18 protein-coding genes are annotated in these 14,263 nt (G+C 73.0%); 6 read left to right on the top strand and 12 right to left on the bottom strand.

The genetic code is table 11. From position 1 onward, the window contains the following. Nucleotides 1-233: 233 nt before the first annotated feature. Genes FSW04_RS18900 through FSW04_RS18875 form a run of 6 tightly spaced genes read right to left on the bottom strand, consistent with a single transcriptional unit; the run spans nucleotide 234 to nucleotide 3,629 of the window. A complete protein-coding gene (locus FSW04_RS18900) occupies nucleotides 234-512 on the bottom strand; it encodes a hypothetical protein (protein ID WP_146921795.1) in 279 nt (92 codons plus the stop codon). Beyond that, nucleotides 509-781 (bottom strand): hypothetical protein, encoded by a 273-nt coding sequence (locus tag FSW04_RS18895; protein WP_146921794.1) that lies wholly within the window; start codon nucleotides 779-781, stop codon nucleotides 509-511. Before FSW04_RS18895 ends, FSW04_RS18900 begins: the two co-directional genes overlap by 4 nt. Next, on the bottom strand, nucleotides 760-2,100 hold the full coding sequence (locus FSW04_RS27405; RefSeq protein WP_228430576.1) for a phage tail protein: 1,341 nt from the start codon (nucleotides 2,098-2,100) through the stop codon (nucleotides 760-762). The genes FSW04_RS18895 and FSW04_RS27405 overlap by 22 nt, the downstream gene beginning before the upstream one ends. Beyond that, complete coding sequence (locus FSW04_RS18885; RefSeq protein ID WP_146921793.1) at nucleotides 2,097-2,510, bottom strand: hypothetical protein; 414 nt, start codon at nucleotides 2,508-2,510, stop codon at nucleotides 2,097-2,099. The genes FSW04_RS27405 and FSW04_RS18885 overlap by 4 nt, the downstream gene beginning before the upstream one ends. Next, nucleotides 2,510-2,794 carry a hypothetical protein gene (locus FSW04_RS18880; RefSeq protein WP_146921792.1) on the bottom strand — a complete coding sequence of 95 codons (285 nt, stop codon included), beginning with the start codon at nucleotides 2,792-2,794 and terminating at the stop codon, nucleotides 2,510-2,512. The genes FSW04_RS18885 and FSW04_RS18880 overlap by 1 nt, the downstream gene beginning before the upstream one ends. Beyond that, nucleotides 2,721-3,629 (bottom strand): hypothetical protein, encoded by a 909-nt coding sequence (locus FSW04_RS18875; protein WP_146921791.1) that lies wholly within the window; start codon nucleotides 3,627-3,629, stop codon nucleotides 2,721-2,723. Before FSW04_RS18875 ends, FSW04_RS18880 begins: the two co-directional genes overlap by 74 nt. A 586-nt stretch (nucleotides 3,630-4,215) precedes the next feature. Between FSW04_RS18875 and FSW04_RS18870 the strand changes: the two genes are divergently transcribed. The 3 genes from FSW04_RS18870 to FSW04_RS18860 all read left to right on the top strand — a co-directional run bounded on the left by FSW04_RS18870 (nucleotide 4,216) and on the right by FSW04_RS18860 (nucleotide 7,214). Next, the gene (locus FSW04_RS18870) at nucleotides 4,216-5,127 is read left to right on the top strand and encodes a hypothetical protein (protein ID WP_146921790.1); all 912 of its coding nucleotides are present in this window, start codon (nucleotides 4,216-4,218) and stop codon (nucleotides 5,125-5,127) included. A 162-nt stretch (nucleotides 5,128-5,289) separates the two neighbouring features. Continuing rightward, nucleotides 5,290-6,087, top strand: a complete 798-nt coding sequence (locus tag FSW04_RS18865; protein ID WP_228430575.1) for an alpha/beta fold hydrolase — start codon at nucleotides 5,290-5,292, stop codon at nucleotides 6,085-6,087. After that, nucleotides 6,087-7,214 carry a PP2C family protein-serine/threonine phosphatase gene (locus FSW04_RS18860; protein WP_146921789.1) on the top strand — a complete coding sequence of 376 codons (1,128 nt, stop codon included), beginning with the start codon at nucleotides 6,087-6,089 and terminating at the stop codon, nucleotides 7,212-7,214. Before FSW04_RS18865 ends, FSW04_RS18860 begins: the two co-directional genes overlap by 1 nt. A 236-nt stretch (nucleotides 7,215-7,450) precedes the next feature. On the opposite strand, the gene FSW04_RS18855 is transcribed toward FSW04_RS18860, so the two are convergent. From FSW04_RS18855 to FSW04_RS18845, 3 genes are read right to left on the bottom strand one after another with little or no spacing between them, the layout of a single operon-like run. Beyond that, nucleotides 7,451-7,741, bottom strand: a complete 291-nt coding sequence (locus FSW04_RS18855; protein WP_146921788.1) for a hypothetical protein — start codon at nucleotides 7,739-7,741, stop codon at nucleotides 7,451-7,453. Between the two features lie 28 nt (nucleotides 7,742-7,769). Next, entirely contained in the window at nucleotides 7,770-8,291 is a 522-nt protein-coding gene (locus FSW04_RS18850; protein WP_146921787.1) for a nuclear transport factor 2 family protein, read from the bottom strand. After that, nucleotides 8,288-9,220 (bottom strand): amidohydrolase family protein, encoded by a 933-nt coding sequence (locus tag FSW04_RS18845; protein WP_267128342.1) that lies wholly within the window; start codon nucleotides 9,218-9,220, stop codon nucleotides 8,288-8,290. Before FSW04_RS18845 ends, FSW04_RS18850 begins: the two co-directional genes overlap by 4 nt. Here FSW04_RS18845 and FSW04_RS27400 point away from each other — a divergent pair. Next, the gene (locus FSW04_RS27400) at nucleotides 9,140-9,529 is read left to right on the top strand and encodes a hypothetical protein (RefSeq protein WP_228431393.1); all 390 of its coding nucleotides are present in this window, start codon (nucleotides 9,140-9,142) and stop codon (nucleotides 9,527-9,529) included. The genes FSW04_RS18845 and FSW04_RS27400 overlap by 81 nt on opposite strands. Here the strand turns inward: FSW04_RS27400 and FSW04_RS18840 are convergent. Both FSW04_RS18840 and FSW04_RS26320 read right to left on the bottom strand, forming a co-directional pair. Then, nucleotides 9,526-9,927 carry a cupin domain-containing protein gene (locus tag FSW04_RS18840; protein WP_146921785.1) on the bottom strand — a complete coding sequence of 134 codons (402 nt, stop codon included), beginning with the start codon at nucleotides 9,925-9,927 and terminating at the stop codon, nucleotides 9,526-9,528. The two genes, FSW04_RS27400 and FSW04_RS18840, sit on opposite strands and share 4 nt — an antisense overlap. Before the next feature lie 44 nt (nucleotides 9,928-9,971). Continuing rightward, nucleotides 9,972-10,325: a hypothetical protein gene (locus tag FSW04_RS26320; protein ID WP_187368912.1), complete on the bottom strand. Its 354-nt coding sequence runs from the start codon at nucleotides 10,323-10,325 to the stop codon at nucleotides 9,972-9,974. A gap of 115 nt (nucleotides 10,326-10,440) precedes the next feature. Between FSW04_RS26320 and FSW04_RS18830 the strand changes: the two genes are divergently transcribed. Both FSW04_RS18830 and FSW04_RS18825 read left to right on the top strand, forming a co-directional pair. Continuing rightward, nucleotides 10,441-11,760 (top strand): phosphoribosyltransferase family protein, encoded by a 1,320-nt coding sequence (locus FSW04_RS18830; RefSeq protein WP_146923868.1) that lies wholly within the window; start codon nucleotides 10,441-10,443, stop codon nucleotides 11,758-11,760. 4 nt (nucleotides 11,761-11,764) lie between these two features. Further along, entirely contained in the window at nucleotides 11,765-13,126 is a 1,362-nt protein-coding gene (locus tag FSW04_RS18825; RefSeq protein ID WP_146921784.1) for an erythromycin esterase family protein, read from the top strand. Nucleotides 13,127-13,189: 63 nt separating this feature from the next. Here FSW04_RS18825 and FSW04_RS18820 read toward each other — a convergent pair whose 3' ends face one another. After that, complete coding sequence (locus FSW04_RS18820) at nucleotides 13,190-14,188, bottom strand: glycosyl hydrolase (protein ID WP_146921783.1); 999 nt, start codon at nucleotides 14,186-14,188, stop codon at nucleotides 13,190-13,192. Between the last annotated feature and the right edge of the window lie 75 nt (nucleotides 14,189-14,263).

Raw genomic sequence — 14,263 nt, 5'->3', positions numbered from 1 at the left:
GGATGCGGCGTCCCATGCCCCGCCGGCAAACGACACGTCCCACCGCCCCCACCACGCTTCGACGCCCCGCACAACGCAGGAGGAGCACCTGACGCCTTGCGCTCCCGCTCCCGCTGCTTCGCCTCCCGAGCACGCCGACGCCGCTCGTCGTCGCTCATAGGTGCGCGTCGCGTCACGACAGCCCCCGACGACACCCGCACCGACGACACGCTCTCGCACCCACCGCCGCGATTTCACTCGACAGCATGGTCGTCCCGAGTGACGTCGTCGCGGTCGTGCTTGGCGTCGAGCATGCGCAGCGTGTTCTCGATGTAGGGCCAGCCTGCGGCGTCGGCGGTCGCGAAGCAGTACAGCGCCCATCGTGCGTCGCGGTCGTCGAGTGCGTCGATGGCGGTACGTAGTGCGTGGGGCTCGTTGGGGTCGTAGACGTCGCGGGCCCGGCGTCTGAGGGAGCGCAGGATCGCCATGCTCGTGTCGGCGGTCGTGAATGGATCGCGGGGCGCGTCGCTCATCGCGTGATGCCGAGGTCCCGGTCGACGCCGTCGGCGATGTCGCGCATCATCTGATCGCCGACGGCCCAGCCGAGGCGGGCGGCAGCGACGTAGACGCCGAGGATCGCGCGCAGCTCGTGCGGGTCGAGTGCGTCCATGATCTTCGGCGACGCCGTGAACTCGTCGCGTTGCGTGGCGCCGCGGCGCAGCAGTTCGTAGGTGGCCCATAGCGAGTCGCCCGGGGTCGTCGGGTCGGCGGGCAGCCCGGTCATGAGCACCTCAGGATCCATGCACCGATCACGAGGCCCGGCTGCAGCGTCGACGCCGCCGTGCTCGTGACAACGTGCCGCTCGGCCGAGTTGCCCGACGGAGCGCCGATCTCGACGCCGGTATCGCCCGGCGCGTCGAGGAACGAGTAGGACGACCCGTTCCAGTCCAGCGTGCCGTCCGTCGGGTCGAGGACACGCAGCAGCCCGGCGCGCGCACCGACCGGCGAGATGTGCTGGTGCTGGTGGGTCTCGGCGCCGCCGGTCGCGCCGCGCGTGTTCGCCGTCGCCAGCCGGCCGGCGCCGGCGTCTTCCATCACGAGCACCCGTCCGCGGGCGTCGGGGACGTTGAACGTCGTCGACCCGTCACCGACGCCGTAGGCGGTGCCGATGACCGCGTACAGCGCCGCGAACGTCGAGCGCGACACGGCGCGCCCGTCGCAGTACAGCCACCCGAACGGCAGCGACGCGCCGGCGCCGGCCCACGGCAGCATCCCGCCGATCGGCACGAGATGCGCGAGCGCGGCCTCGACGTCGTCGGCGACCGCGCCGATCCCGGTGTCGAGATCGCTGGCGTTGGAGGTGCCAAGGATCTTGCGCAGCGCCAGCCGCGCGGTCGTGGCGTAGGACGGCATCTCAGACCCCCGCCCGAGCGCGTCGATCGAGCCCGTCAGAGCGTCGATGGACCCGCGGAGCTCGTCGATCGACAGGAACGCATTGACCTGCAGGTCCAGCAGCAGCCCGGCCGGTTTCAGCGGAAGCACCGCGGCCAGCAGCGCCGGCGCATCGGAGACCTCGTTGGCCTTGACGACGATCCGCAGCTTGTAGGCGTCGCCGTCGACGCGTTCCAGCAGCGCGACGTAGCGCGATGACGGCTGCGTCTGCGCCTCGGCCTGCGCGTAGGTGCCGAACCCGGCCTGCGCATCGAGGTAGCTCGCGAAGCGGCTCTCGACCGTCGAGTAGGTCGCTGTGGCGATGTCGGGCAGCGATACGCGGACCGCGCCGATCAGCGAGTCCGGCGTCCCTCGCTTGAACCCCTCGACGTTGCGGATGCGGTCGCGCTGGCGGGCCGGGTCCTCGCCCGGCCGGCGCCGCTTGGACCCCGACAACATCCCAACGAAGTTGAGGTCGTCGTCCGCTGCGGTGTCGACGTCGACGAGGTTGCGGTAGGGCAGCGACACGCCGTCGCCGTAGACGAGCATCGCGACGCGCTCGACCTGCTGCGTCAACGCCACGACGTAGGTCAGCAGCGGCCAGCCGCGACCCTCGTCGCCCTCGGCGACCGGCCCGAGGCGGGCGTACACGTCCTCGGCGAACCGGGTCGCGGCTGGCCGCGGCGTCACGCGACGCCTCCGGTGAGATCGGCGCGGGGCCGGAACGGTGCGACGGCGTGACCGCAGCGCTGCGACCGGGCGGCGCCCGACGCCCACTCGGCGCGCTGCTCGGCCAGCGACAGCACCGACCCCGACTGCAGCGGTGTCACGACACCGGGCGCGGTCGGTGCGGGCGCCGGCGACACCTTCGGCATCCCGAACGCGTTCGGACCCTCAGTCGACGACGTCGTCGCCAGCAGGACATCCGCACGACGCCGCGGTGCGGCCGCCTCGACCGTCCGTACGCGCTCCATCGCCCGGGCGAGCAGCTCCTCGACGCCCTTCGGCGACCGCGCGTACTCGCGCTCGAAGTAGGCGACCGACCGCGGCTTGATCGCACCGGCCGCTACCGCCGCCGCGATGCTCGGGATCCGCGACATCAGCCGAGGCTCCGCTGGTGCGACTCGCGCTGGTTCTGCGCCACCATCGCCAGACGGGTGCGCTCGATCGACGCCTCGACGTCCTCGGCCGTCCACCCGCGCTCGCCGAGCATCCCGAGTTCGTCCAGCCGCGACTCCTCGGCCGGCGACAGCACGATCAGGTCGCCTCGCGACGCCCGAGCGAGCACCTTCTGCTCGACGCCGTCCGGATCACGCCTGACCGTCCAGTAGTCGATGAACAAGCCGGACACGACACGCTCGCGGCCGGTGATCTGTGCGTCCAACGTCATGCTTCCTCCGATGTAGGGATGGGGTCCTGCTCGTCCTCGTCGCCGAGGACCACGACAGCCGGATCGCTCCGGTCAAGCTCGTCGGCCTGCGCCCGCAGCCGGATCGCCTGCTCGCGGGCCAGGTCGCCCGGGCCCACCTGCAGCGAGCCGCGCAGCGCGTCGCTGAACCGCGACAGCGCCTCGTCGGGGATCTCGCTGCGCCGGCGGCGAAGCTCCCCAGCGCATCGACGATGACCGTGCCGAGCGCGTCGGCGACCATCGCGACGACCTCGCGCGCCACGACCATGCGCCCGGCCAGCACGACCGGGTCGAGATCGGCCGGACGGGCCGGGGCGGCATCGCCGGCGCGCAACGCGTCCTTGACCTGCTCGGCGAACGCGGTCTCCGCTCGGCCCCGCAGGACGGTCACCGCCGCCTGCTCGTGCGACGCCCACGCCCACGCGTCGGCCGCCTCGACGTGACGGACCCGGAGCGCCTCGATCCAGTCGACGCCGGTGCCGGCCGGCAGCCAATCGCGGCGGTAGCGCGCCGGGGCATGCGCGACCGACGGAGGGATCGACTCGTCGACGACCTCCGGCAGACGCCACCACCACTGCCGCTGGCGCTGCGACACCACGACGCCCAGCCGCTGCCGGGCATGACGCAGCTGCGACTCGCTGATCCCGGCCGCAGCCGCCGACTCGACGAGGACGCTCGCGCCCATCTCGCCGTCGGCCAGACGGTCAGCGAGCCAGTCGCGGACCTCCGTCGCGGACACGGCAAGAGCCGGCGCCGACGCTTCCGTGATCTCTTCGTAGCCGTCGACTGCTTCGCGTTCGAGAGTGGTCATGCGAACGAGTGCAGCACATGACCCTCGTCTCGCCGTTCGAGTACAACATCTGAGAGATCCGGTGCCCGCCTGAACGGGCACCGGCGCCCGTGAACCCCGACGAATCGCCCCGAATCGGATGCTCAGCACCCGACGCGGGGGAGAGGCCCACGAGCCCCGAATGCCCGTGTTCATCGGCGATTCCGGCTCACCGGGAGGGTCCGGACCCTCGCCTCATAATCGTGAGGTCGGGAGTTCGAGTCTCCCCCAGCTATCGGCCCGGAGCCCTCGTGTGAGCGGGGGTTTCGTCGTTCCGGGGCGCCGTTGTCGTCACGCCTGCACGGCCGCCGCGACACGGCCAGTGCCCGGTACTGGTATCGGTCTCGTGGGTTCCTCCTCGGGATGGTGGGTGACGCGGGCGTGCACGGCGGCTCCTCAGCCCTGCGCCGTGTCCGGTATCGGGACGTCTTGCCGCGCCGGCCGCCGATCTCGCCGCGACGCGCGCGACCTGTGCAGAACGCCGCAGATCCGGACCGCAGTCGCCCGGATGGCGCGGCGAGCGCCCCGGCGTAGGGTCGAGGACACATCTCGCGTCAAGGAGGACCGCATGCACCCGTTCCGCCCCGCCGTCGTCATCGCGCTGCTGGTGATCGCCGCCTGGGCGCCCGCGGCCCGCGCCGCCGGGCCGCCGCTGCTGGGCGGGGAGGACAAGGTCCACTACACCGGCACGCCGAAGGGCGGCGGCGAGTTCCGCCTGGAGATGGACGCCGGGACCGACACCATCACCTACCTCTGGCTCGACGCCAAGCGCATCACCCGGTGTGGTCCCCCAGGCCGTCGCGTGTGGCGCGAGCAGACCGGTCTGGTCAACCGCCCGTTCCACGTGGGCCGTGACCGGCACGTCGTCAAGCGGTTGCGCAACACGATCTACCCCGGCGACCTCGAGAGCTGGGACCTGCGCTTCGACCGGACGTGGAGCACGGTCACGCTGCACTACCTCACCCACTACCGCCACAACTACCTGAAGCGGTGCTCGGGGAAGGCGACCATCGTCGCCAGGCACCAGCCGCCCAAGACCTGGTGGCAGCTCGGCACCTACGCCGGGACCACCGGCCAGGGGCTGCCGATCACCTTCACCGCCGCGGCGCACAGCACGCGCGCGGGCGCCTGGACGTACACGGACTTCCTCGCGCGCGACCTGAAGGCCACGGTGACGTTCACCTGCGACGACGGGTTCACCACGACGCGCGAGCTCGCGCTCGACCTCTCCCAGGAGGCCGGTGACGCCACGGGGAGCAGCGCGGTCCAGAGCGCCCTGTCGGCGACGCTCACGCCGGGCGGGGTGGCCCGCGACCGGCTCTCCGGCGCCGAGCAGGTCTACGCCGAGCTCTCCGGCGCGCTGGCCGGCGCGCAGGCCACGGGCACGATCAGGCCCCAGGGCGAGCACGTCACCGCCGACGGTGGCTCGGCGTCGTGCTCCGGCGACCCGGTGTCCTTCACCGCGGCGCGCACCGGCTGAGCGTCACGAGGCGCGCCGCAGCTCCAGCTCCCAGGCTCGCGCCGACCCACGTCCAGCGGCTCGCCGAGCAGCGTGCCCGACGCGGGACTCTCGCCGGACATCGGTCGGGCGGCGGCGCGGTATGCAGGACTGCTGGCGCACGGCCGTTATCGTGGGGCGAGCTTGAGCGCCCTTCGCCGCAACAACGTGCAGGTCCATGGCCGCCTCGACGGCCGGCCGATGGTGTTCGCGCACGGCTTCGGCTGCGATCAGAGCATGTGGCGGTTCGTCTGGCCCGAGTTCGCCGATCGCTACCGGATCGTCCTCTTCGATCACGTGGGCCTCGGCGGTTCCGACCTCGCGGCGTTTGACCCCGCGCGCTACGCGACGTTGAGCGGCTACGCCGACGACGTGCTCGAGATCTGCGAGGAGCTCGACCTTCGCGAGGTGATCTTCGTCGGCCACTCGGTCAGCGCCATGATCGGCGTGCTCGCGGCAGCGGAGCGGCCCGACCGCTTCGCGCACCTGGTTCTCATCGGGCCGTCGCCCCGCTATGTCGATGACGAGGACTACGCCGGCGGATTCTCGCGGGAAGACATCGACGGTCTGCTGGAGTCGCTCGAGAGCAACTACCTGGGATGGTCGAGTGCGATGGCGCCCGCGATCATGGGCAACTCCGATCGGCCCGAGCTGGGCGAGGAGCTCAACGAGCTCTTCTGCCGCGCGGATCCGGCGATCGCCGCACACTTCGCGCGTGCGACCTTCTTGTCCGACAACCGCGCCGACCTCGACCGGATCACCACACCGGCGCTCGTGCTGCAGTGCAGCGACGATCTCATCGCCCCGGACGCCGTGGGACGCTTCGTCCACGAGCGGCTGCGCGGCAGCCGCTTCGTGCGGCTCGCGGCGACCGGTCACTGTCCGAACCTCAGCGCGCCCGAGGAGACGAGCGCCGCCATCGAGGCCTATCTGGGCCCCTGATGGATCGGTCGGCGCCGTTCGAGGAGACGGCGGAGGAGCTGTTGGAGGATGCGCCCTGCGGCTACCTGTCCACCGACCTGGACGGAACGCTGTTGCGGGTCAACCGGACCTTCGAGCGGTTGACCGGGTTGTCGCGCGAGGCGCTCGTGCGGCGCCGGCGCTTCCAGGACCTGCTGTCCCCGGGCGGGCGGATCTATCACGAGACCCACTACGCGCCGCTGCTGCACATGCAGGGAGCGGTGCGCGAGATCGCAGTCGACATCGTGCGTGCGGACGGCACGCTCATGGCCGCCTTGGTCAACTCGGTGCTCGTCCGCGATGACACCGCGACGCCGCGTTCCATCCGCACGGTCGTCTTCGACGCCACGCACCGGCGCCGCTACGAGCAGGAGCTGCTCAAGGCGCGCCGGCGCGAGCACGACATCGCCGCCGAGCTGCAGCGCAGCATGCTGTCCGGAGCACTGCCCCTCGCCGCTCGTCTTGAGCTCGGGGTGCTGTACCGGCCGGCCGTTGCCGGACTGGAGGTCGGCGGCGACTGGTACGACGCGTTCCCGCTGGATCGCCCGGACACGATCGGTCTGGTCGTCGGCGATGTGGTGGGCAGGGGAATCGAGGCGGCGGCGACGATGGGACAGCTGCGCAGCGCGGTCCGTGCGCTCGCCTCCACCGATCTGCGTCCCGGGCGGCTTCTCGGGGCCCTGGACGCCTACGCGCACCGCCACGAGGTGGGGCGGATGTCGACCGTCGTCTACGCGGAGCTATGCACCCGCGACGGGCACGTGCGCTACGCCTGCGCCGGCCATCCGCCGCCGCTGATCGTCGCGGCCGGCGCTGAGCCCGCGCTGGCCCTCGGTGGCCGTTCGCTGCCGCTCGACGTCGACGCCGGGGTGCCGCGCACCGAGGGGACTGCGGTCCTGCCGGAGGGCTCGACGCTCGTGCTGTTCACCGACGGGCTCGTCGAGTCGCGGACCCGTCCCCTCATGGTCGGTCTGAATGAGCTGGTCGCCGCCGCCCGGCGCGTGGGCGACGACGCACCGGCGGAGATCGTCGAGCGGCTGGCCGACGACCTGGGCGTGCGCACCGAGCGCACCGACGATCTGTGCGTCCTCGCAGCCCGCGTGGGCTGACAGGCGGCGCGCGGTTCGACGAACGCCTGGCAACCCGCCGATGATGGCGTGGGCGAGCCACTGCGCGGTGCCCATCGGGGGCGACTCAGCGTCGCCGCCGCGGCGGGCGGCGAATGGAGGCCGGCGCAGGCGACGCAGAGGACACTGCCGGGCAGGCGGCCGGTCGTGCGCCGGCTACCCGGACTCGGGCGATGGCCGGGCTCGCGGCAGCGCGAGGACGCCGAGGACCAGCTCGGTCACCTGCGAGGGCGCCCGCCCTGGCCGGTGCGGGCCGCGGGATGGTGCTGGCGGAGCGCCGGTCGGTCGGGGTCGGTCGTCGCCTCGCCGCGCCGGATGTCCTCGTAGGGCCACGTGGTCGTGCGGCCGTCGTCGTAGCGGACCCGGCACATGCGCTTGCCCGGGAGGGCGAAGCCGGGCATCCGCGGGGGCGCCGGGAGCGAGAACACCTGCACGATGGTGACCGCCAGCCTCGCGCCGCTGAGCGGGTTGCCCGGATCAGGGGCCAGGACGCGATCGCCGGCTTGCATGACGCGGCAGCCTAGTCGCCCTGGGGGATCAGTCGCCCAGGCGGTCCCAGTCGAGTGGCGCGTCGAAGCCGGCGTGCAGCTCGCTGATGAGCCATCGGCCGTCCTGGCGGACGAACACGAAGCGATAGGGACCGGCGGTCACCGGCGTGGTGCGCGCGTCCTGCGACGACCAGAGCAGGATGTAGGCATGGGCGGTCGCGGTGTCCGGACCCAGCTCGTCGACCACGATGTTGGTGAAGGCGTGACGGCGCTGGGGGGTCTGGCGCCGCGCGATCCCGCCGAAGAACTCGCGCAGGGCCGCTCGCCCGCGGAAGGGCCCGATCGATTCCACGCCCATGATCGATCCCTCCCAGAGCGCGTCCTCCGTGAAGCCTTCGAGCATGGTGTCGAGCCGGCGTTCGTCGTAGGCCCAGCCGTACCGCGCGATGCTCTCGGCGATCAGGAGACGGTCCAGCAGCGGGTCCGGGCGGGCGATGGCCCGGGGCGGAGCCAGGCCCGTGCGCCCGGCGGCGGCGCTCCATCCGGGGACAGGGCGCGTCGGCTCGATCATGGCGGGGTCCGGTTCGTGTCGTCCCTGGGTATGCCGTACGTGCGCATCGCGGTGCCGACGTACATCTCGGCCCGCTCGGAGGGCGAGTGACCGACGGTGAGCTTCTTCATCGCGTTCCAGTACGTCACGTAGTCGGCGACGCGGGAGTCCACAGGGAAGTTCGACTCGAACATGCATCGTCGAGGGCCGAACACCTCAATGGCGTACTCGACCTCCCGGCGCCAGTAGTCCGCGATGGCGTCGGAATCCGTCAGCTGCGCGCACACCTCGTCGGGGACGAACCAGGGAAAGCCCAGGCCGCCGATCTTGAGGACGATGTTCTCCCGCGCGGCGGCCGCGGCGAGGTGCTCGCGCCAGGTGGCGAGCATCGCCGGCCGATCGGCGGCGTACGGGCCGATGCACAGCGGCCCCCCGAGGTGGTCGAGGACGATCCGAGTGTCGGGTGCCGCCGCGGCGAGCTGTGCCAGCTCCGGGATCTGATGGAAGAAGATCCAAGCGTCGAACGTCATCCCGAGCTCACCGAGGAGGCGCACGCCTTCGACGAAGTCCGCGCTGACGAGCGTCCGGGGCGGCACCTCGCGTGCCGTGTTGGGGACGTCGGGATGCGGGTCCCAGGCCGTCGAGTGGCGGACGCCGGCGAACCGGCCCCGTCCCGCCTCGCGGTGCGCCTCGAGGATCGGTCGCGTCGCAGCGCCGGAGCGCAGGTCGGCATAGCCGATGATCGCGTCCATGACGCCGCGCGGAAGCACCTGTCCCGCGATCCACTGGGTCTCGCCGACCGGGCGCAACGCCGGGTCGCCGTCGTCGCGCCAATGTGACGTGCACTCGGCGTAGACCGTGGCGACGACGTGGTGACCACCGTCCATGTCGGCGAGCAGATCCGGGAGCGCGTATGGAACGGCGAGCTGATTGGTGAGGTCATCCCACAGGTGATGATGGGCGTCGACGACGGCCAGGTCCGGCTCGAACGCCTGCTCACGATGACGAACCTGATGTGCGTGCACGGCCATTCCTCCCCGCCGCGGGCGAGCCTATATGAGCCGCCCGCGTGGCGGGAGCGCGGCATCGTCGAGCCGCGTGCCGCCCAGCCGGTCGGGATGCGCGACGTGCCAGTGGGCCAGCGAGGAGATCGCCGTCGGCGTCGATGCGGACGCCGGCGCGGTCGCCCGAGGCAGGCAGGGCTGGTGCTGGCGGTCTCGGTCCTCGTCGCCTCGGTCTGGAGGCCGGCGGCCCCCTAGCCGGCCCACCAGTCGCGGAGGCCCTCGACGTCGTCGCGCGGCGTCTCGCCGAGATGGGGGGCGCCGACGACGAGCAGATCGAGGCCCTCCGGGCCGGCCTCGTATCCGCGCCACGTCCCGGGCGGGACGCGCACCGCGTCCCATGGCCTGAGCTCGACGATCTCCTCGTCGAGCTTCATCCGCCCGCCCCCGCGCACGACGACGTAGACCTCCTCCTGCTTCTTGTGCGTGTGCCCGTACGGGAAGCGGCAGCCGGGGGGAAGGCGCTGGTGGCAGAGGCCGGAGTGCACCAGCTCGAGCGCCTGCGTCGCCAGGTGAAACTCCAGGTCCGGCGGGCCGCCGAAGCCGGACCCGACGTCGGCCAGATCCTGCTTGAGGTTCTTGAGCGTGAACGGCATGGCGCGATCGTAGGCCGAGGTCCGTCGGCCGCGCCCGCCGCGCCTCAGGGGAGGCCGACGTCCCTCGCGGCGGCGGCGAGGCGCCGCTGCTCGGGCGAGAGGCCGGCTCGCCGCACCGGCGTCACGAGCGACCAGTGCCGGCCGACCGGGCAGCGCTGGATGCGCCACGGGCCCAGCCGGAGGGCCTTCACCGACGCGCCGGGGATCCAGAGCGTGGTGAAGAGGTGGCCGTCGCGACAGCGGACGACGACCTTGCCCGCGATCGGGTAGCCCCGGCGCCGGATCGCCGCGGCCTCGATCGCGACCGACCCGGCGGCGATCGCGAGGCCGAGCCGCCGGCGCCATCCGGATCGTGACGTGCCGGCTCGGGTGCCGGTGGGCGTGAGACCGCGGAGCATGGGTCGGGCCAACGATACGGACCTCCCGGCGACCGCGGAGGTACTGCGGAAAAGCCCGGATCGGCTGTGGATAGGCGCGGATGTCCGCCCGGCCGGCACGCGCCAGGATCGGTGCATGACGTTCATGGACCGTCGTGACGCAGGGCGCCGGCTGGCCGAGCAGCTCGACACGCTCGCCTCGGAGCACCCGGTCGTGATCGCGCTCCCGCGTGGCGGCGTGCCGGTCGGCTTCGAGGTCGCGCGGGCGCTGCATGCGCCGCTCGATGTCCTCGCGGTGCGCAAGCTCGGCGCGCCCGGCAACCCCGAGTACGGGGTGGGCGCCATCACCGAGGACGGAAACGCCGTCCTGGACCGGGACACCGCGCAGCGCGTCGGCATGACGCAGGAGCTGCTCGATCAGACAGTCGCGCGCGAGGTGCGCGAGCTGCGGCGGCGCGTCGAGCGCTACCGCGACGGGCGCGCGGCGGTCGAGGTGAGCGGACGAACCGTCGTCATCGTCGACGACGGCGTGGCGACCGGCCTGACCGACCTCGCCGCCGTCCGTGCGCTGCGAGCACGCGGCGCGAGGCGGATCGTCGTCGCCGTCCCCGTGGGGGCTCGCGAGTCCGTCGCGCGCCTGGCCGAGGAGGCCGACGAGGTGGTGTGCCACACCATCCCGCACGACCTCCGCGGCGTCGGCCGGTGGTATGAGGACTTCGCCCCGGTCTCCGACGACGAGGTGCTCGCGCTGCTCGGCGCGGCCTCCGAGCGGACGGCGGCCGGCGAGCCCGCCACACCGCACCCGGTGCGGCTGGACGTCGGCGGCGTCGTGCTCAACGGCGATCTGACGCTCCCCGTGCGGCCGCTGGCGCTCGTCATCTTCGCGCACGGCAGCGGCAGCAGCCGCCTGAGCCCGCGCAACCGTGCCGTTGCGGCAGCGCTCAACGCGGCAGGGTTCGCGACCCTGCTGTTCGACCTGCTGACCGAGCCCGAGGCGCGGCGCCGCGAGCTGGTGTTCGACATCCCGCTGCTGGCGCGCCGGCTCGAGCTCGTGACCCGGTGGGCGCTGGAGGCGCCGCAGACCCGGGACCTCCCCGTGGGCTACTTCGGCGCGTCGACAGGCGCCGCCGCCGCGCTGCGGGCCGCGGCTGTCGTGGGCGTCTCGGTCCAGGCCGTCGTGTCCCGCGGTGGCCGGCCGGACCTCGCCGCCGACCGCCTGCCCCACGTGACCGCGCCGACGCTGCTCCTGGTCGGCGGGAACGACCCCGATGTGCTCGAGCTCAACCGGCACGCGGCAGCCATGTTGCGCTGCTCGCACCGGTTGGACATCGTGCCCGGCGCAGGACACCTGTTCGAGGAGCCGGGTGCGCTCGAGACGGTGCAGCGGCTGGCGGCCGACTGGTTCGCGGAGCATCTCGTGCCGGCGGGGCGGCGGCTCGCGGCGGCGGGTGGCTGACGCGATGGCCGCTCCGCTCGCACTCCCGCTGGGCGAGGAAGCGATCCTCGACGCGATCCGGCGCGAGGCGCACCCGCTCACGGGCGGGTGCCACGACTACGACCCGCTCATGGCTCGGGTCGGCGACGCCCGCATCGTCCTGCTCGGCGAGGGCAGCCACGGCACCCACGAGTTCTACCGCGAGCGCGCGCGCATCACGAAGCGCCTCATCGCCGAGCACGGCTTCTGTGCCGTGGCGATCGAGGGGGACTGGCCCGACGCCCACCGCGTGAGCCGCTACATCCGCGGCGCCCCCGAGGCCCGGGACGCCGAGGAGGGGCTGCGCGGCTTCCGGCGCTTCCCGACCTGGATGTGGCGCAACGCCGACGTGCTGGACCTGGTCGGGTGGCTGCGTGCCCACAACGACGGCGTGCACCAGACGGCCCGCAAGGTCGGCTTCTACGGCCTGGACCTCTACAGCCTCGGGGCCTCCATGGAGGCCGTCATCGCCTATCTCGGCGACCAGGACCCCGACGCCGCCGCTCGCGCCCGGGCCAGGTACGAGTGCCTGCAACCGTACGTGGGCGAGAGCGCCGCCTACGGCCAGGCCGTGCTGGCCGGCGTCAGCGAGCCGTGCCGGCGCCGCGTCCTGGAAGAGCTCGTCGAGCTGCGCCGCAGCGCCGGGGAGTACCTCCGCCGCGACGGGATCGCCGCCGAGGACGAGCAGTTCTTCGCCGAGCAGAACGCCGCAGTGGTCACCGACGCGGAGGAGTACTACCGCACGATGTTCGGCGACCGCGCAGGCTCGTGGAACCTCCGCGACCGCCACATGGCCGACACCCTCGACGAGCTGCTCGCCCACCTGGACCGCCACGGCGGCACCGCACGCGTCGTGGTCTGGGCGCACAACTCGCACGTCGGTGACGCGCGTGCCACCGAGATGAGCCAGCGCGGCGAGCTGAACATCGGCCAGCTCATGCGCGAGCGTCACGGCCGCGACGTGGTCAACGTCGGCTTCACGACGTACATGGGGACCGTCACCGCCGCCGGCGACTGGGGCCGGCCGGCCGAGCGCAAGCAGGTACGCCGCGCACTTCCCGACAGCTACGAGGCGCTGCTGCACGCCAGCCGCATCCCGGCCCTCCTGCTGTGCCCGCTCGCCGCCGGCGACAGTGGACGTGCGCTCCGCGAGCCGCGCCTCGAGCGGGCGATCGGCGTCATCTACCGCCCGCAGACCGAGCGCGAGAGCCACTACTTCGCGGCCAGCGCCGCCCTGCAGTTCGACGCGCTCGTCCACGTCGACCACACGCGGGCGGTCGAGCCGCTCGAACGCACCCCCGCCTGGACGCGCGGCGAGCCGCCCGAGACGTATCCCAGCGCCCTCTGAGGGCCCGCGGGTCCGGAACCCGACGAGCCGTGCCGGCGACGCACGCCGTACGTCGACGACGGGTCATCGCCGGCGCAGCACGCGCGCCAGCGCCCGGTAGGCCGGGCGCTGCGTCGTGCCGTCCGCCTCGACGAGCCCGGCGTCGAAGCGGTCGGCGGGCCCGGCGCCGAGCCAGTTGTACAGGTACATGCGCGTGATGCGGGGACTCGAGTCCGCGAGCGTGAACGCGTAGCGCAGCGCCCGCGCCTGGCGCTGGAGGTCGAGCGGGAAGCTGCGGCCGAACTTCGCCACGCCGCCGGTCTCGGTCAGCCACACCTCGCCGGGGACCGCGCGCAGGAACGCCCTGGTCCCGGTGGTGCGGAAGCGGTTGGTGTCGGAGTAGTCGTGCAGGCCCCAGATCTGCGGCCGGCTGCGTAGTGCGGCGCGGTAGCGGCGCAGGTAGCCGACGAACCCGGCCTGGTCCAGGACGTCGCCGGCCACCAGCGTGCATCCCGGGCACTGTGCGCGCAGCGCGTCGAAGTAGGCCGCCGCGCGCTCCGGCGCGCGCTGGGTCGGCTGGGACTGGTTGTTGACCTCGTTCCACGCGGCGAACGTGCGCACCCGCGGGTAGCGCCTGCGGAACGCGGCCACCGCCGCGGAGTAGGCGCCGATGCTCGGCAGCCGGGCCGGGTGCACGCGCGAGTGCCCGAAGGCCACGAAGGGCGCGATCCCGGCCTTCGTCACCGCCGCCATCCACTGGTCGACCAGCTGGCGCTCGAACCCGACCGACATCGCGTCGTAGGAGACGACGAGGCGTGCGTGGCGGATGCCCAGGGCCAGGAAGGCCGGGTTGGCGAACGTGGAGGCGTTCTGATCGCCCATCCCGACGATCAGCCGGGACGCCGGCGCGGGGGTCGTGGCCGTCGTCGTTCTCGGCGCGCTGGGCGCAGGCGCGGTGGTCGTCGTGCCCGCGCCGCCCGTGCCGTCGCCACCGCAGCCGGCGGCGGCGAGCACGGCGAGGACCGCCGGGACGGCGAGGGCGCGCGCGAGCGCGGACGGGCGAGAGACGTTGCGGCCGGGCACCTCCCTGCCCTACCCGTCCTGCGGCCCGGTCACCCGGGCCCGACGGCTCGTCGCGAATCCGGTGCGCGGCTGCGG

The sequence above is a fragment of the Baekduia soli genome (assembly GCF_007970665.1).
In the GTDB taxonomy this organism is placed as follows: Bacteria; Actinomycetota; Thermoleophilia; order Solirubrobacterales; family Solirubrobacteraceae; genus Baekduia; species Baekduia soli.
Note: the sequence above shows the minus strand (reverse complement) of the source record. Positions and strands in the feature narration are given on the sequence as shown.

What these genes read in the sequence shown, in the direction of transcription:
- FSW04_RS18850 (WP_146921787.1), bottom strand. Translation starts at nt 8,291, where the DNA reads ATGATCGAGCCGACGCGCCCTGTCCCCGGATGGAGCGCCGCCGCCGGG.
- FSW04_RS18860 (WP_146921789.1), top strand. Translation starts at nt 6,087, where the DNA reads ATGGATCGGTCGGCGCCGTTCGAGGAGACGGCGGAGGAGCTGTTGGAG.
- FSW04_RS18900 (WP_146921795.1), bottom strand. Translation starts at nt 512, where the DNA reads ATGAGCGACGCGCCCCGCGATCCATTCACGACCGCCGACACGAGCATG.
- FSW04_RS26320 (WP_187368912.1), bottom strand. Translation starts at nt 10,325, where the DNA reads ATGCTCCGCGGTCTCACGCCCACCGGCACCCGAGCCGGCACGTCACGA.
- FSW04_RS18855 (WP_146921788.1), bottom strand. Translation starts at nt 7,741, where the DNA reads ATGCAAGCCGGCGATCGCGTCCTGGCCCCTGATCCGGGCAACCCGCTC.
- FSW04_RS18840 (WP_146921785.1), bottom strand. Translation starts at nt 9,927, where the DNA reads ATGCCGTTCACGCTCAAGAACCTCAAGCAGGATCTGGCCGACGTCGGG.
- FSW04_RS18830 (WP_146923868.1), top strand. Translation starts at nt 10,441, where the DNA reads ATGACGTTCATGGACCGTCGTGACGCAGGGCGCCGGCTGGCCGAGCAG.
- FSW04_RS18825 (WP_146921784.1), top strand. Translation starts at nt 11,765, where the DNA reads ATGGCCGCTCCGCTCGCACTCCCGCTGGGCGAGGAAGCGATCCTCGAC.
- FSW04_RS18895 (WP_146921794.1), bottom strand. Translation starts at nt 781, where the DNA reads ATGGATCCTGAGGTGCTCATGACCGGGCTGCCCGCCGACCCGACGACC.
- FSW04_RS18875 (WP_146921791.1), bottom strand. Translation starts at nt 3,629, where the DNA reads ATGACCACTCTCGAACGCGAAGCAGTCGACGGCTACGAAGAGATCACG.
- FSW04_RS18885 (WP_146921793.1), bottom strand. Translation starts at nt 2,510, where the DNA reads ATGTCGCGGATCCCGAGCATCGCGGCGGCGGTAGCGGCCGGTGCGATC.
- FSW04_RS18870 (WP_146921790.1), top strand. Translation starts at nt 4,216, where the DNA reads ATGCACCCGTTCCGCCCCGCCGTCGTCATCGCGCTGCTGGTGATCGCC.